This is a genomic window from Curtobacterium sp. AB451 (assembly GCF_050585845.1).
Taxonomy (GTDB): domain Bacteria; phylum Actinomycetota; class Actinomycetes; order Actinomycetales; family Microbacteriaceae; genus Curtobacterium.
This window is the reverse complement of the sequence record NZ_JBOBQG010000005.1, coordinates 245458-264391: the sequence shown is the minus strand read 5'-3', so window position 1 is coordinate 264391 and position 18934 is coordinate 245458. Positions and strand designations below refer to the sequence as shown.

The 18934-nt window shown below is 67.6% G+C and carries 17 protein-coding genes; 7 read left to right on the top strand and 10 right to left on the bottom strand.

Features of this window, described 5'->3' with window-relative positions; all coding sequences use genetic code 11:
• Window positions 1-286 precede the first annotated feature (286 nt).
• The 4 genes from ACQXVK_RS13925 to ACQXVK_RS13910 are packed head-to-tail and all read right to left on the bottom strand — an operon-like array spanning window position 287 to window position 3859.
• Window positions 287-913, bottom strand: a complete 627-nt coding sequence (locus ACQXVK_RS13925; RefSeq protein ID WP_430853937.1) for a response regulator — start codon at window positions 911-913, stop codon at window positions 287-289.
• A complete protein-coding gene (locus ACQXVK_RS13920; protein ID WP_430853936.1) occupies window positions 910-2109 on the bottom strand; it encodes a sensor histidine kinase in 1200 nt (399 codons plus the stop codon). The genes ACQXVK_RS13925 and ACQXVK_RS13920 overlap by 4 nt, the downstream gene beginning before the upstream one ends.
• Before the next feature lie 53 nt (window positions 2110-2162).
• Window positions 2163-2978 carry an ABC transporter permease gene (locus tag ACQXVK_RS13915; RefSeq protein ID WP_430853935.1) on the bottom strand — a complete coding sequence of 272 codons (816 nt, stop codon included), beginning with the start codon at window positions 2976-2978 and terminating at the stop codon, window positions 2163-2165.
• 41 nt (window positions 2979-3019) lie between these two features.
• The gene (locus tag ACQXVK_RS13910) at window positions 3020-3859 is read right to left on the bottom strand and encodes an ABC transporter ATP-binding protein (RefSeq protein WP_430853934.1); all 840 of its coding nucleotides are present in this window, start codon (window positions 3857-3859) and stop codon (window positions 3020-3022) included.
• 280 nt (window positions 3860-4139) lie between these two features.
• On the opposite strand from ACQXVK_RS13910, the gene ACQXVK_RS13905 reads away from it, so the two are divergent.
• The 4 genes from ACQXVK_RS13905 (at window position 4140) to ACQXVK_RS13890 (ending at window position 6984) form a co-directional block, all read left to right on the top strand.
• Window positions 4140-4532: a hypothetical protein gene (locus ACQXVK_RS13905; protein WP_430853933.1), complete on the top strand. Its 393-nt coding sequence runs from the start codon at window positions 4140-4142 to the stop codon at window positions 4530-4532.
• Window positions 4533-4719: 187 nt separating this feature from the next.
• Entirely contained in the window at window positions 4720-5112 is a 393-nt protein-coding gene (locus ACQXVK_RS13900; RefSeq protein WP_430853932.1) for a hypothetical protein, read from the top strand.
• 209 nt (window positions 5113-5321) lie between these two features.
• Window positions 5322-5924 (top strand): hypothetical protein, encoded by a 603-nt coding sequence (locus tag ACQXVK_RS13895; RefSeq protein ID WP_430853931.1) that lies wholly within the window; start codon window positions 5322-5324, stop codon window positions 5922-5924.
• 127 nt (window positions 5925-6051) lie between these two features.
• Complete coding sequence (locus ACQXVK_RS13890) at window positions 6052-6984, top strand: NADP-dependent oxidoreductase (RefSeq protein ID WP_430853930.1); 933 nt, start codon at window positions 6052-6054, stop codon at window positions 6982-6984.
• Between the two features lie 73 nt (window positions 6985-7057).
• Here ACQXVK_RS13890 and ACQXVK_RS13885 read toward each other — a convergent pair whose 3' ends face one another.
• The 6 genes from ACQXVK_RS13885 to ACQXVK_RS13860 all read right to left on the bottom strand — a co-directional run bounded on the left by ACQXVK_RS13885 (window position 7058) and on the right by ACQXVK_RS13860 (window position 13443).
• Window positions 7058-7540 (bottom strand): hypothetical protein, encoded by a 483-nt coding sequence (locus tag ACQXVK_RS13885; RefSeq protein ID WP_430853929.1) that lies wholly within the window; start codon window positions 7538-7540, stop codon window positions 7058-7060.
• On the bottom strand, window positions 7537-9234 hold the full coding sequence (locus tag ACQXVK_RS13880) for an alpha/beta hydrolase (protein WP_430853928.1): 1698 nt from the start codon (window positions 9232-9234) through the stop codon (window positions 7537-7539). Before ACQXVK_RS13880 ends, ACQXVK_RS13885 begins: the two co-directional genes overlap by 4 nt.
• Entirely contained in the window at window positions 9231-9506 is a 276-nt protein-coding gene (locus tag ACQXVK_RS13875) for a hypothetical protein (protein ID WP_430853927.1), read from the bottom strand. Before ACQXVK_RS13875 ends, ACQXVK_RS13880 begins: the two co-directional genes overlap by 4 nt.
• A 72-nt stretch (window positions 9507-9578) precedes the next feature.
• Window positions 9579-11696, bottom strand: a complete 2118-nt coding sequence (locus tag ACQXVK_RS13870) for a UvrD-helicase domain-containing protein (RefSeq protein ID WP_430853926.1) — start codon at window positions 11694-11696, stop codon at window positions 9579-9581.
• Between the two features lie 119 nt (window positions 11697-11815).
• A complete protein-coding gene (locus tag ACQXVK_RS13865; protein ID WP_430853925.1) occupies window positions 11816-13072 on the bottom strand; it encodes a hypothetical protein in 1257 nt (418 codons plus the stop codon).
• 95 nt (window positions 13073-13167) lie between these two features.
• Window positions 13168-13443: a DUF2510 domain-containing protein gene (locus tag ACQXVK_RS13860; protein WP_430853924.1), complete on the bottom strand. Its 276-nt coding sequence runs from the start codon at window positions 13441-13443 to the stop codon at window positions 13168-13170.
• 332 nt (window positions 13444-13775) lie between these two features.
• Between ACQXVK_RS13860 and ACQXVK_RS13855 the strand changes: the two genes are divergently transcribed.
• The 3 genes from ACQXVK_RS13855 to ACQXVK_RS13845 all read left to right on the top strand — a co-directional run bounded on the left by ACQXVK_RS13855 (window position 13776) and on the right by ACQXVK_RS13845 (window position 18730).
• A complete protein-coding gene (locus ACQXVK_RS13855; RefSeq protein WP_430853923.1) occupies window positions 13776-15881 on the top strand; it encodes an McrB family protein in 2106 nt (701 codons plus the stop codon).
• Complete coding sequence (locus ACQXVK_RS13850) at window positions 15778-17043, top strand: McrC family protein (RefSeq protein ID WP_430853922.1); 1266 nt, start codon at window positions 15778-15780, stop codon at window positions 17041-17043. The genes ACQXVK_RS13855 and ACQXVK_RS13850 overlap by 104 nt, the downstream gene beginning before the upstream one ends.
• Before the next feature lie 184 nt (window positions 17044-17227).
• The gene (locus tag ACQXVK_RS13845; protein ID WP_430853921.1) at window positions 17228-18730 is read left to right on the top strand and encodes a DGQHR domain-containing protein; all 1503 of its coding nucleotides are present in this window, start codon (window positions 17228-17230) and stop codon (window positions 18728-18730) included.
• Window positions 18731-18934: the final 204 nt, after the last annotated feature.

The window sequence follows — 18934 nt, the reverse complement described above, 5'->3', positions numbered from 1 at the left end:
ATTTCCGGGCGGTGTTCGTTCACCGCCAGAGCGAACCGGCTCCGAGCGCCCCGGCCGGGTTCTGCTCGGGCTCGTGCAGGACCCGTGGTCGTCCGCCAGATAGCGGGGGTCGTCGTCCGGAACGGGTGGCGTGGTGTGGTGTGCACCGGATTGTTCCATGGGTGTTGACCGTTCTGGTTCGCGATCGTCGGCGATCGCGAACCAGAACGGTCACTCGTGCAGCACGAAGGGCGGACCCCGTCGGAGCGCACGCGTCAGCCCTGCCGGAGGAGGAGCAGGGGCGGAGTCAGCGGAGGAGGCCGAGCTCCATCGCCCGGGTCACGGCGCGCGTGCGGTCGTTGACGCCGAGCTTCTCGAACACGTGCCCGAGGTGCGTCTTCACGGTGGTCTCGCTGAGGAAGAGGGTGCGGCCGATCGCCGGGTTCGAGTTGCCCTGCGCGACGAGCTGCAGGACCTCGAGCTCGCGCGGCGACAGCGAAGGACCGGGACCGGGCTTGCCCGTCGTGCGGCGCACCAGGGCGGCTGCTGCCGAGGGAGCAAGGGCCGTCCCGCCGTGGGCCGTGGCGCGGAGGCCCGCGAGGATCTCCGACTCCGGCGCCGCCTTCAGCAGGTAGCCGGCCGCCCCGGCCTCGATCGCTGCGAGGATCTGGTCGTCGGACTCGTACGTCGTGAGGATGAGCACGCGGACGTCCGATGCCCGGGCGAGGATCCGGGCGGTCGCGTCGTCGCCGTTCAGCCCCGGCATCCGCAGGTCCATCAGGACGACGTCCGGTCGTTCGGCCAGCGTGACCGCCACGGCAGCCTCGCCGTCGCTCGCCTGCCCGACCACCTCGACGTCGTCGGCGTCCTGCAGCAGCGCGACGATGCCGGCGCGCACGATCGGGTGGTCATCGGCGACGACGACGCGGATCACCGGGTCACCTCGGACACGGGCTGGTGGACCGCCCGAGAGCGCGGCTCGCCCGCGGTGGGCAGTGTCACCTCGACGACGGTGCCGCGTCCGACCGCGCTGGTGATCGTGCAGGTACCGCCGGCGAGGGCGAGCCGTTCGCACAGCCCGCGGAGTCCGTGCCCGGCCGTCGGGCGGGAGGCGTCGAAGCCCGCGCCGTCGTCAGTGATCCGCAGGCCGACCCGGTCGGCGGCCACGTGCAGTGCGACCCGCGCCGAGGCGGCGTGGGCGTGCGCGCGGACGTTGGCCAGTGCCTCCTGGGCGGTGCGGAGCAGCACCACCTGCGCATCGCGGTCGAGGGCGCAGTCCGCCGCGTCGACGGTGACCGGGACGCCGGTCTCGCGCGTGAAGCGTTCGCCGAGTCGGTGCAGGGCGGCCCCGAGCCCGTCGCCGGCGACCCCGGCGGCACCGGCCGCGACGAGGGTACGGGACTCTTCGAGGGCGGCGCGTGCCGATTCCTCGAGGACGGTGAGGCGTTCGTCGAGCCGGTCGACGCGGTCGGCGGCGAGGTCGCCACGGGCGCGTTCGGTGAGCATGACGATGCCCGCGAGGTTCTGCGCGACGGTGTCGTGGATCTCTCGGGCGAGGCGTTCGCGTTCGCTCGTCACGCCGGCGGCCCGGTTCGCCTCGGCCAGGGAGTCCTGCGTCGCGCGGAGCTCGTCGATGAGCTGTCGTCGTTCGTCGGAGAGTCCTGCGATGCGCGTGATCCAGAGTCCGAGGGCGCAGGCTCCCGCAACGCTGATCGACTCGACGAGGAGCGTGCCGACGAGACCGGATGGCCCGGAGGCGATCTGCAGGCCCACACCGGAGGCGACGCCGATGAGGACGGAGACCGCGACGGCCGCGCGCACCCGTTCGACCTGGCACCAGGCGACCGGGAACAGGACGCACTGGATGAAGGCGGTGCTCGGGACGACTGCCGGCAGGACGAGTGCGACGGCGACGAGCAGCGGGACGAAGCCCGCCGCCGCACGGGGCGTCTCGTACCCGCGCCACCCGTAGCCCACGTAGGCGATGGCGAGGACCCCGAGTGCCGTGAACGCCGGCCAGCGGGTCGACCACGGGGACCAATCGAGCGCAGCGATCACCGCCACGAGCGCGATCGTGACCCCGACGGCCACGTGCAGGCCCCAGTTGCGGTGCGCCGTGGTCCGGTCCATGGCACCAGCATCCCATCGACCGGCAGCTGAACGGGCGTTCCCCACAGCCGGCATCAGGCGTCCTTGCGGTTCCACCGGAACGTCAGGAGGCACACGACGACGCCGACGACCAGCCATGCTGCCAGGACGAGGGCTCCGAGGCCGAGGTGCCACGCGCCTCCCGGCTCGGCCGACGCGAACGCGTCGGGCAGGAAGACCGACCGCATGCCGGACGCCATCCACCGCAGGGGGAAGACGGACGCGACGTTCTGCAGCCAGTCGGGGAGCTGGGTGAAGGGCAGGTACACACCGGAGATGAACTGGAGGACGAGGACGATGGGGACGATCGTGGCGGTAGCGCGGCGGCCCTCGCGGGGGAGCGCCGAGATCGCGATGCCGAGCACGCAGCTCGTCGCGACGCCGAGGAGCATGATGCCGGCGAAGCGTGCCCATGCACCGCCGTCGGTGGGGAGGTCCACGCCGAACACCAGGCTCGCGATCGCCAGCAGCAGGGCCGTCTGCACGATCGTGGTGACCAGCACCATGCCGATCTTGCCGATGAAGTAGCTCACCACCGGCAGCGGGGTGCCGCCCAGGCGCTTCAGCGTGCCGTCGCTCCGCTCACCGGCGATGTCGACGCCGAGGGACTGGGTGCCCGAGAGCAGGATGCCCGTCGCGACGAGGCCCGGCAGGTAGTACGTGGCGTAGTCCACGCTGACGTTCGGACCGGCCTGGATGTCGGGCGCGCTGCTGAACGCCACGGAGAACAGCGCGAGCATGACGATCGGGAAGAGGAAGGTGAAGAAGACGGCGTCGGGCGCGCGGAAGTACGAGCGGAGCTCGTAGCCGATGCGGGCGGCGCCGATGCTGACGGGGTTCGTTGCGGTCATCGTGTTGGCCTTGTCGGTCGTGTTGGCTGTCGTCGCGGTGCTCATCTGTGGCCGACCATTCCGAGGTAGACGTCCTCGAGGGACGGGCGGATGACTTCCAGGTCGTGCATGGGCGATGTCGTGCTCCTGACCAGACCTGCCGGGTCGATGGTGCGTTCGTCGTGCCCCTGGCCCGCGTCGTCGCGCCAGCGCACTCGGGGCGTCCGGGCCTCGGCGCCGCCGATCTCGTCGATCGGGGCGATGTCGAGCAGGGTCCCGTCCGCGATCACCGCCGCGCGGTCCGCGAGGTGCGCGGCCTCGTCGAGGTAGTGCGTGGTGAGGAGGATCGTCGTGCCCTCGCGCTTCACCTCGTCGATGAGGTCCCAGAACTGCCGGCGGGCCTCGGGGTCGAAGCCCGTGGTCGGCTCGTCGAGGAACAGGACCTCGGGGCGGCCGATGATCCCGAGAGCGACGTCGACGCGGCGGCGCTGACCACCGCTCAGACGGCTGATGCGGGTGTTGCGCTGCGACTGGAGCCCCGTCTTCTCGAGGAGTTCCTCGACGCTGCGGTGGCGCGGGTAGAACGTCGTGAAGTGCCGGAGCTGCTCGGCGACGGTGACGTTCGGCGACTCGGCGCTGGTCTGCAGGACGATGCCGATGCGTGCGTTGTGGCTGCGGCTCGTGCGGGCCGGGTCGTGGCCGAGCACCCGGACCTCGCCGCCGGTGCGGGTGCGGTAGCCCTCGAGGATCTCGACCGTCGTGGTCTTGCCGGCGCCGTTCGGGCCGAGGAGGGCGAAGGTCTCGCCGCGGGGGATGTCGAACGACAGGTCGGCCACCGCGCGCTTGCCGGTGGCGTACTGCTTCGTGAGGTGGTGGACCTCGATGGCGGGAGATTCGGGCATGCGTCCAGCGTGGCCCTCGGCGGGGCGCAGGGGATCGGCGGGTCCGGTCGTCCGGCATCCTCCGATCGGAGGATGGTGCGTCGGACGGGAGGCTCGGGTCGGCCGGGTCCTGACCTCGGTCGTCCGCAGGCTGGTTACGTTCGACAACCGGCGTGATATGTTGCCGGTGGGGGCGTCGCGGAGGGCGCGACGACGACGAGGGGGAGACGATGGCCGATCTGCGGGTCTCGTACAGTGCGCTCGACGGCGTGCAGCACGCCCTGGACTCTGCGTCGATGCCGTGAACCGCTCGTCGAGTTCGTTCCTCGGGTTCGTCGCCGTGGTCGGCCTGCTCACGACGGCGACGGCCTGTGCTTCGAACGGGGGAGACGAGAGGCAACCAGATGAGGCGAAGCAGAATGCCGTGGCGTTCCTGCGAGAGACGATGGACCACGAGCCGCTCGCATGGCCCGGGGTTCCGGATCCAGTCGCCACGCGGTGCTCCGACGGGGAGGACGGAGTCCGGTTCCAGTACCTCGTGATGATCGACCAGAAGACCGATCCGAAGGAACTCGCTACTTCGTTCGAGGAGTTCTGGAGGAGGAAGGGGCTCGACGTCCGACCCTCGCACGAAGACTTCGGGAAGTACGGAGTCGCCTATTCGGCAACCGCGCGTGCAGACGGGAAGCCCTGAGGATCGTTCCAGTTCAGTCAGCGTGGCATCAGCCTCTACGTCGACTCCCAGTGTGCCGAGGGCGCGCCGAACGACTACGACGAATGACGTGGGTGTTGTGAGCAGCCCGAGCCGAGCTCTCGTGGCGCTCGCCGGCGCGACCACCCTCGTGCTCGCGGGGTGCGGCACGGCAGGAGCGGGACGAGCAATGACGATCGAAGAGGCACAGGCAGGAGCGATCGTGGAACTCCGATCCACGCTCGCGTTGGCTCCGGACACGTGGCCGCAAGAGGTGCCGAGGGCAGCCGCGTACGACTGTCGGATCGACGGGGAACGGGCCGTGCAGTTCGGCTACTACGTCGAGGTGGACGCGCCGGACGATCCCCGGACGCTCGTGGCACAGGCAGGTCAGCACTGGGAGCGCGAGGGCTACGAGTTGTCGAAGACCCAGACGGAGATGGACACAGCAACCGGTCAGGTCTACGCCGTGGTGGCGCGAGCCAACGGCAAGCCCCGTGCTTCGATGACGGCCACCAAGGTTCGCGCGCACGTCAACGTCGACTCGCGCTGCGTCCTCGGCAACCCGGATGACTACCGGTGACGGCCGGGGAACCCGAGACCACCGCCGGGGAGACCACGGCGACGGCTGACGACCTGCGGCTCCGGCGCAACCGGCTGATCTTCGGGATCGTCGTCGCGCCGATCGGGGTCCTGATCGCACTCGTGCTGTCGTTTTTGGTGCAGATCAATTCCTCCGGGCGGTCCGCGAACGACGGCGGGGCCGCAGCCGGACCACAGATCGTGGCGATCGTGATCGGCCTCCTCGCCACCGTCCCGGCGCTCATCGCCGGGATCCGAGCGCTCCGTGATCGAGTCCTCGAGGTGGCTGCATCGGGAGCGACGGTGGTGGCGGGCGTGGGCTTGCTCGCCGTCGTGCTGCTCGTCATCGTCCCGTCGTTCGAGATCCTCCCGAAGTCCGCCCGCGATGCAGAAAGGTACGAGCAGCAGCAGCGGCTGGATGAGCTCGACGACATCGACGCCGGATTCGGGCCCGGATCGGCCGAGGAAGCGGGTCAGGAGATGCAGGAGTACGTCGACGATGCGCTGCAGCTGCTCGAAGTGGCGCCGAGAACGATGCGGACGACCACCTGGTCCAAGAGCGGCACAACGGCCGCGGGCAATACCTGTAGGGCCTTCCACGAGCGCATCCGGCTCGGGGATCAGGTCGACCGTTCGAGCAGCGCGGAGCGCTTGCGAACGGCGTGGAAGGCGGAGAGCGACCACACCAGCTTCTTCGAGCGAAACGGCGTCCTCGAGCTCAGCGTCCACCCCGCCGCCGCCACGATCTCGTGGATCAGGGCCGACAACCAGCTCATCGTCGAGAGCGACTGCATCCCGTACGCGGCGCCCTGACGAACGCCGCCTGGGAGGCGCGGGTCGGCGGTGATCCGCGCCTCCCGTCCGACGGATGGTGCGTCCCGACCACCGCCACCGGTCCGCTCGCTGGGTGCGGCTGGACGACGTCCGGTAGACCGGACGGGTGAAGGTCGTAGGAGTCGAACAGTTCGGAGGGCCGGATGCCCTCGCCGTCCACGAGGTGCCGGAGCCGCACGCCGGCGCAGGGTCGGTGCGCATCCGGGTGCAGGCGTTCGCCGTGAACCCCACTGACACCGGCGTCCGCGCCGGGGAGCGGGACAGCTCGCAGGCATCGCCGCCGTACGTGCCGGGGATGGACGCGGCCGGGGTCATCGACGAGGTCGGACCGGACGTGTCCGGCTGGGAGGTCGGTGACCAGGTCATGGCGATGGCGCTGCCGCTCAGCGCCCACGGTGGTGCCTACGTCGAGGAGCTTGTCGCGCCGGTCGGGTCGTTCACGCGCATCCCTCGGGGGACGTCGCTCCCGCTCGCGTCCACGGTGCCGATGAACGGGTTGACGGCGCTGCAGATCATCTCGCGGGCGGGACTCGCTCCCGGGCAGACGCTCGCGGTGACCGGGGCGGCCGGGCTGCTCGGCAACTACGTGGTGCAGCTGGCCGTCGCCGCTGGGCTCACCGTCATCGCGGACGCTGCTCCTGCCGACGAAGCGCTGGTCCGGTCGCTCGGTCCGACGCACATCGTGGCGCGCGGGTCCTCGTTCGCGGTCGCGGTGCGAGCGCTCGTGCCGGACGGGGTCGATGCGCTCGCCGACGCCGCGGTGCAGCGGTCTGAGGTCGTCGATGCCGTGCGTGACGGGGGAGTGTTCCTCGACGTGCGGGGGTGGGAAGGGAACGGCGCTCGCGGCATCCGGTTCGAGCAGGTCATGGTGTTCTCGGAGTACCGGTCGTTCGACAAGCTCGAGCAGCTGCGGCACGCGGTGGAGAGTGGGACGATGACGCCGCGGGTGGCGGAGGTGCTGCCAGCGGAGCGGGCTGCCGAGGCGCATGAGCGGCTCGAGGCTGGGGGGACGCGGGGGCGGTTCGTGTTGACGTGGTGAGTTGACGAGAGCGTGAAGGTCGGGAGGCGCGGTGCCGGTTGGTGCCGCGTCTCTCATCTGTCGGCGCCGGCGATTATTGGTAGTCTGCGATGTCGCCAGTCCCGCAAGCCGACTGGACCTCGATCGAGACGCGTCGCGGGCTGGCATTGACCGAGATGGATTCGACCGCCTGACCTGTGGTGACGGCTGACCAGAGCGGCCGACCGTCGTCGATCGTGTCCTGCTTGATGGTGACGTCGTAGTCGCGCTGCTTCCACGTCTTCGCAACCGCACGGACGAGCGACTCCGGATCCGTGGCGCCGGTCCGCTCCTGGTCCCACGAGAACGTGACGCCCGAGCTGCCGTTGCCCGTCGAGCACTCCGACGATGCGGGTCCGTCTGAGAGCGCGGTCCAATCACCGCCGGCAGCCTTGATCGTCTGCTCGACCAGGCTGACCATGCCGTCTCGCGCCTGCTCGGCGTCCATCTCGCTGCCTTTCGGTTGTTGCGCACATCCGGCCAGCAGCACCGAAGTACTCACCAAGGCCAGGATCGCTGTGGCGGTGCGTGTGCTCATCGGTCGGTGAGCTTCCCGGTGGTCGCGCGGGCGATGTTGTCGAGCGATTCGGTGTTCTTGTCGAAGTACCCGTACTGCCCGGCGTGATCGGTCGCGTTGTTCCAGATCGGATCGTGACGATTCACGCCGTTCATCGTCGGGTCATGCGGGAGACCAGCTGTCGGCAAGTAGGTTGCGCCGAACGCGGGGCTGGCTGGATCTCGGCGAGTCATGCTGAAAGCCTGCCCGATCCACGACCAGTTGTCGCCCGGTAGGCCCGGGATCGAACGCGGCGCCTGTGCGGCGAACACCTGATCGGAGTGGATGTCGCTGGCAGTCTTGATCTCGCGTTCCAGTCCTGCTGATCCAACGGTCACGTACGAGTCGACCCCGTAGTCACGGTGAGCGAGAGTGAGCGAGGACGTCGTCGACCCGTAGGAGTGTCCGACCACGTTCAGCGTTCCCTTGGTCGAGCCACGGGCAGCATTGAAGCCTGCGAGGTCTTGACCGAGTCGTTCGCTGCCTGCCCGAGCGAGATCGCCGTGCAGGACCGTCCTCGTTGTCGGGGTCTCGTAGTTGATCCACGCGACGACTGCTGCGTCGCCGACGTAGTCCTGTTGGCGGACCCGGAGGTTGTAGGCGGCTCGCTCCACGACCGTCATGTTCCTCGTGTCGGAGTCCATCCCGGGGACGAGGTAGGTGACATCGTGAGCCCTGTCGAGATCACCGATCGAAACAGCGGCGAGTGGAGGGTGGTGTGGGACGAGCGAGGTCAGCTGGACACCCTTGTACTTGCCGAGCGACGCGCGGATGTTCTTGTACGCGGCGAGGTCCACGCCGGACGCGGACGCGATGAGCGTCGTGAGTTGCTTGCGGTTCGCCCGGTCCCTCGCCCAGTAAGCGACGCCGTTCAGATTGCCGATCACGGCGGGGAACGCCGCGATCAGGGCGTCCTGCTCGGAAGAGTGCCCGTCGCTGCTTCCCCGCTCGTGAGAACCGCCCATTGAGGACCACCAGTCAGCGATCAGCTCGGGATCCGATACCGCATCAAGCCGGTCAGCTATCGCGGGATCGCCGCGCAGCGCGACTATCTGGTCAGGGGTCAACGAGCTCAACCAACTCAGGAGCTGACGGTCCGACATCCGCCCCACTGAGCGTGCTCGTACAGCGACGATGCCGACGGATTGGACGTCGGACAGTTTCGCGGCCGTTCCGTCGTCGAGGCGGGTCCGCTCAGCGATGAGCTCTTCCCAACGTGTGGAGAGTTGAGCGTCTACGGTGTCTTGCTGCATCAGTGCCTCAGTGACTCCGCGAAGCATGACGTGATCGGCTTCCACGTCCGTCCCGGCATCGACCGACTCGGTGAGTCGAGAGCGGTCCGTGACGAGTTGATCCCTCTCCTTTGCAGCACTGTCCTGCGCGGAGCGGATTCGGGCAGCTTCGTCCTGAATGCGCTCGACCTCGTCGGCGTAGCGCGAGAGCGTCTCCGCGAGGTGCTCGATGAGAGCGGCCGTCCGTGCGTAGGACGGTCCGAGCGTTTCAGCCGCTGACGTGAAGCGCTGTCTGGCCGAGCCAGACCATTCACTGGCATTCAAGCCTTCCGCTGTCCGCTCCAGTCGAGTTTGCTCGTCACGGAGCACCTGGGCCCGTGCTTCGTGGTGCCGCGCGGTGGTCCTGATCGATGCCGGAGCGCCGCGAGTCGGATCGGCCGTCATCTGGCGTCACTCGCGAGGTCAGCGTCGCGGCGAATGAACTCCTCGGCTGCCGACCGCACCCACTCGCCGATGGTGTCCGTCATCTCCGCAATTGCCCGCATAGATCGCTCGTATGACGTAGACGTCTCGTTGTGAGCCATTGCGACCGCGTCGCTCCCGAAGTCCGCCCGGCGTTCGAGACCTCCCGACGCTTCGCTCAGTGCTGCGCTGATCCCTTTGATGCTCGTGCTCGCTGCGTCCATGGCTGCGAGGTCGATGACGAGATTCCCCAATGTTGCCCCTCCGCCCGGGATAATATCAGATGTCGGCCGAGCTCAGGCGGTGCTCTGGTGCTCGCCATCGACTCAGCGGCGTCGCGGGACTCCGTTGCCAACTCCCACCCACAGCCCGTCCCGGGCCCGGGTCATGCCCACGTAGAGCTCGCGGCGTCCACGCTCCCGTCGTTCCCACTCCGTCTCGGACGGCTCGCCCGCCACCGGATCGAGCAGCCGGGGATCGACGTGCGCCAACAACACCTGCTTGAACTCGAGCCCCTTCGCCCGCTTCACGGTGCCGACCCGTACGGCGTCGGCGGTCCTGCCCGAGTACTCGTCGAGCATGATGACCGGGATCCCCGCTTCGCGAAGGACACCCCGGACGTCGTCCGCCTGCCGGTTCGTCGCCGTGAGGATCCCGATGTCGCCGTGCCCGGTCCCGATCAGCCGGAGCACCTCGCTCAGCCGCTCGATCATCGAACGGTCGTGCTCGGCCCGGCTCGGAAACCGGTGGAACGCCGGCCCCGGCCCCGACCGCGAGATCGCCGAAACCGCGTCGCCGACGCCGTCCACACCCTCGATGTCGACGAACTGGTCGTCCGCCACCATCTCCTTCGCGAACTCGAGGATCTCGGCCGTGTTGCGGTGGTTCACGTCGAGCACGACACCGCGCCCGGACAAGCTGATCCCGACCTCGCCGAGCGTGTACCCGCCCGGGTAGATCGTCTGCTGGCCGTCCCCGATGAGCGTCAGCCCGTCGGCACGATCCCCGACGAGGTGGTGCATCAGCGAGACCATCGCGCACGACAGGTCCTGCGCCTCGTCGACGATCACCGCGTCGTACCGTTCGAGCGGCACCGCCGCGACCGCGTCGCGCGCGAGCAGGACGATGTCCTCCCAGTCGTGCGCGCGCCGCTCGCGCAGCCCGCGTGAGTACGCCTCGTACAGGTCCCACACCGCCTGCCGCGTCTCCACGGGCAGCGCGTGCTTGCGCCCGACGCGCGCCAGGTCCGCGTACTGGTCGAAGCGCGTCAGGCCGCGCCCCTTGATGACGTGCTTGATCTCGTCCTCCCAGTAGGAGCGCGAGAAACGCGAGGACCGCAGTGGACTGGAGGCGCGGATCGCGTTCCAGGCGTCGTCGAACGCGAGTCGCGCCTCCCGTCCGGGCGTGCGGAACGCGATCCCGCGCTCCTTCAGCAGGCGCGTGGCGAACGCGTGGACGCCGACGAAGTCGACGCGGCCGACCATGTCGGGCGCGAGGCGCTCGAGGAGCGACTCGAGGACTCGCGGCAGGGTCCCGATGTAGGTGGTGAAGAGGACGCGGCCGCCGGTCGAGCGTGCGAGGTAGGCGGCGCGGTGGAGCCCGACGACGGTCTTGCCGGTGCCGGCGGCGCCGCGGATGCGTGCTGGGCCGTTGAAGCTACGGCGGACGAGCTTTGCCTGGGCGGGGTCGAGGAAGGCCATCCAATCCTCGATGGGTGCCTCGAGGACGCCGTCGAGGAGTTGGTCGGTCAGCTCGTCGTCGAGCGTGGCGACCGTCGTCGCGGGCGGTGGCGTCGGCGCGGGGTCCCGGGGGAGGACGGCTGCGGGGACGACGATCTGCGGCGGTGTCGCTGCGTCCTCGCCGATCACGGGGAAGTGGGTGAGCATCGCGGTGAGGATCTCGTCGACGCGTGATGCGGAGAGCCGGGCGCCGCGCTTCGTGATGTGGCCGACGAGGTCGTGCGTGCCGATGACGTCGACGGAGGCGACGCGCGCGTGCATGCGCTTCTGGCCGGCGAGTGCTGCGACGGCGTGGACCTCGCCGGGTGCGAGGCCGATGTCGGCGAGGGCGGCCTCGGTGCTGTACGCGAGGTCGGCGAGGCGGGCGATGTCGTCGGTGACGTCCTCCTGGCCGCGGGTGATGCGGTCGCCGTGGACCGCGACCTCGCGCCAGGCCTTCGTGTCGACGATGAAGACGCCGGCGCGGCCGACGACGACCATGTCCACCTGAGCGGTGCGGCTGCCGGGCCAGCGGCGGTCGGCGAGGAGGTGGTAGCCGATGCCGGCGAGTGGGGCGAGGAGCTGGGCGGTCTCGCTCTCCGTGCGTTCGGCGATCTCGAAGCGGGCGGCGCGTTGTTCGGCGTCGTGGGCCTGGCGGCGGAGTTCCTGTGCGTGGCTGTGTTGGCGGCGTGCTTCGACACCTGCCGATTCCCCGGCGATCGTCATGGTGTTGTCCCTCGGGGAGTCCTGGTCCTCGGTGCCGCTCGTCGTCCCCGGGACGAGTGGTGTTGAACCATCCTCGTGGAAGCGGATGTGGGGCGGGAGTACCCGTTGGGGGGACGAGCTCAGTCCTCGGTGGGCTCCTCTGCCTTCCGACGCATTCGGGCTTGCAGCCCGACCAGACGGTTCGACAGAGCTCCGGCTGCACTGGCGGCGTGACCGACCGCCTCACCGCTCAGACGCTTCGCGACGTCGACCGAGTCGGCGCCCACATCGAGCGCACGGTCGCGTGCGTCCGTCGCGACGTCATCGACGGCGTCCCGCCACTTCTTCGAACTCAGCGCAGAGCGCTCGTGCTCGATGCCGAGTCGCGCGTGGAAGTCGACGAGCCCGGACGCAACGCGGTTCGTGCCCTCGACGACGCGACGGGAATCGATGGGGTTGAGCAGCACCTTCATGTCGCTCATCCCTGCAGCCGCATCCATCCGGTCGATGAGTCGCTTCGTCGTGCCAGCGATGGCATCCCGTCGCTGCGCTCGTGCCACCTTCAGGCCGGTGCGATGGCTGTCGAGTTCGTCGGGCGAAGTCCTGAGAACTCGGTCGATCTCGAGCACCGCAAGACCATCTTGGAGCTGGAAGCACCGCGCCAGGACCGCCAGCCATTCGCTCGTGGCGGACTCGGCCTCACCGGTCAGGACGGCGAGCTCACCGACCTTCGTCGTCTTCTCGAGTTTCTCAGCGAGTGCGTCCAGCGCTCTGAGCGCGTACGACTGCACTGTCAAGATCGTCTGGCTCGCACCCTGGAGCTTCGACCAGGTCACCTCGTTGACACCGCCGACGTGCTCCCGGATCGTGAGCGCTTCGCTGATGAGCAGGTCGACACCGATCATGTCGGCGAAGACGTGGTCCTTCTGGGCACGGAGGACGTCGTCGAGCTTCGCATCGATCTTGGCCAGGTAGTCGGTGATCTCGTCGATGGCCTGCTGCATCGCGAGCTGCGCCATGACACCGGCGGCCCCGGTAAGGATGGCTGGGTTGGTGAGGACCGAACCTGGCGTCTTGACGAACTGCAGGATGCCCTTGATCTTCCCGCCGTCCGTGACGATCGCACGGCTCACGGAAGGCTTCGACCCCTTCATCGCCGGGAAGTCCTTCAACGCCTTGGCCGATTCCTTGGTCAGCTTCACCCATCGCCCTGACGCGGCCATACCGGCACCGGCCTGGGACGCCATCGACCCGGCGCTGGAAAGGTGGCTTCCGCGTGGGAGGTCGAGGTGACGTGAGGGAAGACCGTTCGACGACAAGAAGCGTTCGATGGCCGCAGGGTCGCCGATCACCGCGACGCCCTCGTCGTCACGGACGATCTCGATCTCATCAGTCATGGTGCTCCTCAACATCGGTCGAGCGGCAACGTGCTCGCGTCGACGTCATCATGCCGTGCGTGCCGCGCAGTTGTGGCACGCAACCATCGGTCCGGTCAGATGCTCGGGGCCGCCGGAGGAACCGGCGGCGTTGCGGGCTGGACGTGCTCGGTCCACTGCACCCCGTCCCACCAGCGGTTCGCGCCCTGCGCGTCCGGGTACCAGCCGGGCGGCGGTCCCTGCGGTGCGGTTTGCGTTGCAGTCGGCTGCTGCACGGTCACGGTCGGCTGAGGCGTCGTCGCCTGCGCGCCGAGGTGCAGCGACATCTTGTGACCGCAGCCGCGGCAAGTCTTAGTGAACCCCATCGCCAGCTCGGAGATTCCGACGGTCATGACAGCGGTGCTCGCGCGAACGCTGTTCCTACCCAGGTTCGCCGCAGCGCTGTTGGTGCACTTCTTGCAGTCCCGACAACCGGTCTCGACTCGCTTCGCCAATGTGAGCACCTCTCGTTCCTCGAGAAGCGTACGAGTGCGGCGGGTGTCCCGACCAGCTCCTGTTCGGGGGAGTTGCGGGATGGCGCACGTGTTTGCGGCGTTGGGAGGCGCGGCCACACGGTCGGCGCCGTTCGGTGATGCCTTAGCATCTGGAACGTGAGGGCTCCTCCCGAAGGCCCGCAGATCAGGAGCAGCCGGTGTCGGACCAACGAATGCAAGACGAGCGGCTGATGGCGGCGCTCCGCTTCCTCGTGGAGCATCCTGAGCCGGTTCGTCGTCGAGCAGTGTGGGATGCTGTCGTCGCTGACATCCCGATGACCGACACCGAGTCGACGTTCGTCGCATCACGGCCCGAGCCTCGTGGACGGAACGCGTTCTGGTTCGGCACATCGATGCTCGGTCGCGCGGGATTCCTGCAGAAGTCGGGTGACGGTCTGTGGACGATAACTGGCGAGGGTCGTCGCGCCGTGGAGCAGGATCCCGATCCGACCGAGTTCCGCAAGGAAGCCGCTCGCTCAGCGCGCGAGACGACCAAGGCACTGATGGCCGATCGTGCTGCTCGGCTGAGTGTCGCAATTCTCGCACCCGACGCTGGCGGAGAGCGGGTCCGAGAGGCGTCCGAGCGGTTCCGAGAGCGGGGCCTCCGCCAGCTTGCATCGGTCTTCGCGGAGCACCGCTCGGTGTGGCGCCCAGAAGTCACCGCGGAGCTGATCCGCTGTTTCGTCGAGCGCGAGGAAGTGCCGGGTGAAACGTTCCTCGACAAGCTCCGCGTCCAGTTCGCCGATGCGAGTGACGATGCACTCCTGCTCATGGCTGAGCTCGTCGCGTGGCAACTCCTCCCGTTGCAGACTCCGGGCGAGCGGAAGAAGCGCGAACGCGTGGAAACGCTGTTGAGCCTGATGCGGGAGCCGGTCGTCATCCCGGCTGACGTCGACCAGGCATTCCGCTCGTGGTCGTTCAACCCTGGCCAGGGAATGGCGCAGGGGATCCACAACGCACTCTCGATCGTGGTGCGGCTCGTGGATGAGTGGGTCTCGCTCGCTGATGAGGAGCGCGAAGCGCTGCTCGACGATCCGTGGGCGTGGCGGGACTTCGTCGCAGCGGTTCCGGGGACGCCGTTCCCGACGTTGCGCAACGAACTGATGTACCTCGTCCACCCGGACGCGTTCGGGGAAGTGATCTCCGCTGTCGATCGCGAGCGGATCAGATCGGTGTTCCGAGGCGAGGTCTCCGGGGACGTTGATGTCACGGAAGTTGCAGACGACCCCGATCGGGAGTTCCTCGAGATCACGCTGGCACTACAGACCAAGGAGAACGGCCCGGCTGTCTACTACCGCGAGCCGCTGAAGTCGAGGTGGGCCGAAAACTCCGTTTCTTCATCCGGATCAGACCACGAAGTTCAGGAGTCTCAGCCCGTCGACCCCGCGCCGAGGAGCACGCGCACGCCGTTCACCCTCGTGAACAGCCAGCTCGCCGCTGCCCTCCACATGCCCGAACACTGGCTCCGGGACACCCTCGACCTCATCGAACGCCGCAAGCAGGTCATCCTCTACGGCCCTCCCGGCACCGGCAAGACGTTCCTCGCGCAGGCACTGTCGAAGCACGTGACGGACGGCACCGACGGTGAGACGACCATCGTCCAGTTCCACCCGACCTACTCCTACGAGGACTTCTTCGAGGGCTTCCGTCCCGTCGCGAACGACGACAGTGGCAACCTCGCCTTCAGCCTCCGGAAGGGACCGCTCCGGCGCCTAGCAGACAGCGCCGCCGCCAACCCCGAGGCGAACTACTTCCTCGTGATCGACGAGATCAACCGGGGCAACATCGCGAAGGTGTTCGGCGAGCTGTACTTCCTCCTCGAGTACCGCGACAGCGAGATCTCGCTGCTGTACAGCGACGAGCCGTTCACGCTGCCGAGCAACATCTTCGTCATCGGCACGATGAACACCGCCGATCGTTCGATCGCGATGCTGGACGCCGCCATGCGGCGGCGCTTCGCGTTCATCGAGCTGCACCCGGAACGCGACCCCGTCCGCGACGTGCTGGCCGACTGGACGGCGACCAAGGGCTTCCAGGACGACCGTGCCAGCCTGCTCACGCGACTCAACGCTGCGATTGCCGACCACGACGCCAAGGTGGGTCCGTCGTTTCTGATGCGCGACCTCGACGCGAACGGTCTGGCGGACGTGTGGCGGTACGAGATCCTGCCGCTCCTCGCGGAGCACCACTACGGTGACGGCGTCGACCTGGAGGCGCGGTACGGCCTGGCAGCCTTACGTCGCCAAGCGACGCCTTCCGTCGCGGACGGGGCCGAAGGTGCCGACCCCGCGGGTTGAGTTGCGGGAGGCGGACCAGCCGACCCTGCACCGGATGCCGCGCGAGGTCGCGGCCGGCCTCGTCGCGGCGCGGATCGCGGACGTCTCGCCGACGTTCGTGGCGGACGAGTACCGCGTCAGCGGTGTGCGGAAGGTCGGCGTCGTCCGGATCGCCGAACACGACGTGTGGATCCGGCCGAAAACGCCGGTGCGGCGGCTGTTCGCGATGCTCGGCTACGCGCGGGCGGGGAGCGCGATCTGGGAGGACGAGGACTTCGGCTTCGCGGCGGACGAAGACCTCGTGCCAGCGCTGGCGCACGCGTTCGAGCGGCAGGCCTCGCAGGCGCTCGCCGGAGGTGCCCTCCGTGGGTACGTGACGCGGGACGATGCGCTGCCGCTCGTGCGCGGGCGGTGGCGGATCGGGGACCAGCTCACGCGGCGGGGCGGGCAGCCGCTGCCGGTCGAGGTGTCGTTCGACGACTACGTGGAGGACATTGCGGAGAACCAGCTCGTGCTGACCGCGGCGACACGGTTGCTGCGGCTGCCGGGAGTACCGGCCGATGTCGTCGGGCGGTTACGGCGGGTAGTGCGGGTGCTCGACGGGGTGACGGTGATCCCGGTCGGCGCGCCGGCGCCGGTCGTCCGCCCGGATCGGCGGAACGCGCGGTACTCGGCTGTGCTGCCGCTGGCATCGCTCGTGCTGGCGGGCGCGTCGATCGAGCAGCGTGCCGGGTCGCTCGTGGGGGCCGGGTTCCTCGTCGACATGTGGTCGGTGTTCGAGGACTTCGTGACCGCGGCGCTGCGGGAGGCTTTCAAGCCGCATGGGGGAGAGATCGTGGCGCAGTACGCGTCGACGCTCGATGTCGAGGGGACGGTGAAGATTGCGCCGGACCTCGTGTGGCTCGTCGACGGGGAGGTGCGGGCGTGCATCGACGTGAAGTACAAGGTCGAGAAGCACGGGCAGTACCCGAACGCGGACGTGTATCAAATCGCGGCGTATTGCCGGAGATTCGAGCTCGACGTCGGCTACCTAGTCTACGCGTCGGGCGAGGATCGAGTGAGTAGCCTTCACGGAACAACTGGTCTACGAGTCCACCGGGTCAAGCTGGACCTAGCTGGCTCGATCTCGACCCTCACGTCAGAATTCGCTGCTATCGCGAACCGAGTAAGTACGGCAGACTAGCTCCAAGAGAGGGCGAGTGACCAGTCGGCTGGACGAATGGCGTGTCGATACACTCAAGAGCGGCGTCATCGAATTTGAACGGCGTAGATAGACCTACGGGCGTGAATCGCAGGTCTCGCGTCGACGCAGCGGTTCTGCAATTCGGGGCGCAGCTTGCAAGGGGGCAAAAGTGATTGGAGCGAGGGTGTCAACGGAATTCTCCGCGATTGTGGTGAGGCAATGGTTAGAAGAGTGGGAGTCAATTGACTTCGATGAGGGCGCCTTTCAGGCTCGTCCGCCAAAAAGCTTCTTAATGACTTCAATTCCAGCACGCACTTTGCGACGCCTGTCAAACACTTACCGTCGCACACCGGGGGAGCGCGGTACATCGATTCAGCGTCGACACGACGAATCTAGGAGCGAGGAAATTGCTCGCTTTGTTCGAGATGGTTACCCCCTCTCGTCCCTGTCGTCCGCGAAAAGAGCGTCGACCACTGAAAACCTTCGCAAACCTGGCTGGCTCCCTACCGCAATCGTTGTCAACATCTTGGACCCAGCCACGCCGCGCGCCGACAGGCGTGTGGCGCATCAGGATGCCCTTCGGGTAAAACCGGTATCGGACTGGATTCGCGGGGAGGCGCTGAAGATCGGACTGCCGGAATCATGGACCGATGGTGAGTGGGAACCCGAAGCTTCCTACCCGATCGAAGTCATTGACGGTCAGCACCGACTTTGGTCGTTCCTAGATGGGGACGAAGATCTCGAGTATGACCTACCCGTTGTCGCATTCTTCGGACTTGACATCTCTTGGCAAGCCTACTTGTTCTGGACCATTAACATCAAGCCGAAGAAGATCAACGCGTCGCTCGCGTACGATCTCTACCCTTTGCTTCGAGATCAAGAATGGCTCCGGCAGGGTGAAGGAATAGATGTTTACCGGGAAACCAGGGCACAAGAGCTGACCGAAGTGCTGTGGTCCACCCCGGATAGTCCTTGGTATCAGCGCATCAACATGCTAGGGGAGACCGGGGTGAGGGCGCGGATGCCAGTAACCCAGGCTTCCTTCGTTCGGTCTCTATCGGAGTCCTTTGTCCGACCTTGGAATTCTCGGTCGTCCGCTATCGGCGGGCTGTTCGGTGGCGCGAGTGGGGGCGACGGTCTCTCATGGACTCGAGCACAGCAGGGAGCCTTCTTGCTCACCGTTTGGGCTGAGCTCGAGCGCGCGGTTGAGGAATCAGATTCGGTGTGGGTCCGGGCTCTGGCAGATCTCGATGAGGGTTCCCCGGGGGCTGCGTCCGGTTTCACCGGTCCAATGACGCTCCTGGCGGCGGATCAAGGCATCCGAGCGTTCCATCAAGCTGTGAACGACATTCTCTGGATGGCGTCGGACGACGTCGGACTCAGGAGCTGGCAGCGGTCATCTGCGCTTGACGACATCAGTCCTGAGGCGATCGATGAAGAGAGAGCGCAGCTCGACTCCCAGCCGTTCAGAACTGTCCTCACCGACATGACAACCGCGCTGGCTAAGTTCGATTGGCGAAACTCAAAGGCGCCAGGCCAAGAACCTTTGGAGCTGAGCTTCAAGCAATCCCTTCGTGGTACGGGGGGTTATAAGTTGCTTAGGGACGCATTGTTTAATCACCTTCGCGATTATGGGCCGCCTGAGCTTGAGGGTGCGACTCAACGCGTTGTTGAGGTGCGCACTTGAGTAAGGTGACCGATGTCCCAGGCCTCCGCGCCGCTGTCGTCGCTAGTGACCGGTCTGTTGTCGAAGAGGCTTTGAGTCGGTCGGTGGCGGCAGAACCGGGGCGTTGGCTCGGCGAGGAACATCCACTGGCTGGAAGCTCGGGCCGGGCTGGCTTGAAACGAAACAAGGACGATCCCCCGTATACTCCGGACGAGGTGGCGAGTA

What these genes read in the sequence shown, in the direction of transcription:
- ACQXVK_RS13885 (WP_430853929.1), bottom strand. Translation starts at nt 7,540, where the DNA reads ATGAGCACACGCACCGCCACAGCGATCCTGGCCTTGGTGAGTACTTCG.
- ACQXVK_RS13910 (WP_430853934.1), bottom strand. Translation starts at nt 3,859, where the DNA reads ATGCCCGAATCTCCCGCCATCGAGGTCCACCACCTCACGAAGCAGTAC.
- ACQXVK_RS13900 (WP_430853932.1), top strand. Translation starts at nt 4,720, where the DNA reads ATGACGATCGAAGAGGCACAGGCAGGAGCGATCGTGGAACTCCGATCC.
- ACQXVK_RS13855 (WP_430853923.1), top strand. Translation starts at nt 13,776, where the DNA reads ATGGCGGCGCTCCGCTTCCTCGTGGAGCATCCTGAGCCGGTTCGTCGT.
- ACQXVK_RS13860 (WP_430853924.1), bottom strand. Translation starts at nt 13,443, where the DNA reads ATGACCGTCGGAATCTCCGAGCTGGCGATGGGGTTCACTAAGACTTGC.
- ACQXVK_RS13920 (WP_430853936.1), bottom strand. Translation starts at nt 2,109, where the DNA reads ATGGACCGGACCACGGCGCACCGCAACTGGGGCCTGCACGTGGCCGTC.
- ACQXVK_RS13865 (WP_430853925.1), bottom strand. Translation starts at nt 13,072, where the DNA reads ATGACTGATGAGATCGAGATCGTCCGTGACGACGAGGGCGTCGCGGTG.
- ACQXVK_RS13870 (WP_430853926.1), bottom strand. Translation starts at nt 11,696, where the DNA reads ATGACGATCGCCGGGGAATCGGCAGGTGTCGAAGCACGCCGCCAACAC.
- ACQXVK_RS13915 (WP_430853935.1), bottom strand. Translation starts at nt 2,978, where the DNA reads ATGACCGCAACGAACCCCGTCAGCATCGGCGCCGCCCGCATCGGCTAC.
- ACQXVK_RS13880 (WP_430853928.1), bottom strand. Translation starts at nt 9,234, where the DNA reads ATGACGGCCGATCCGACTCGCGGCGCTCCGGCATCGATCAGGACCACC.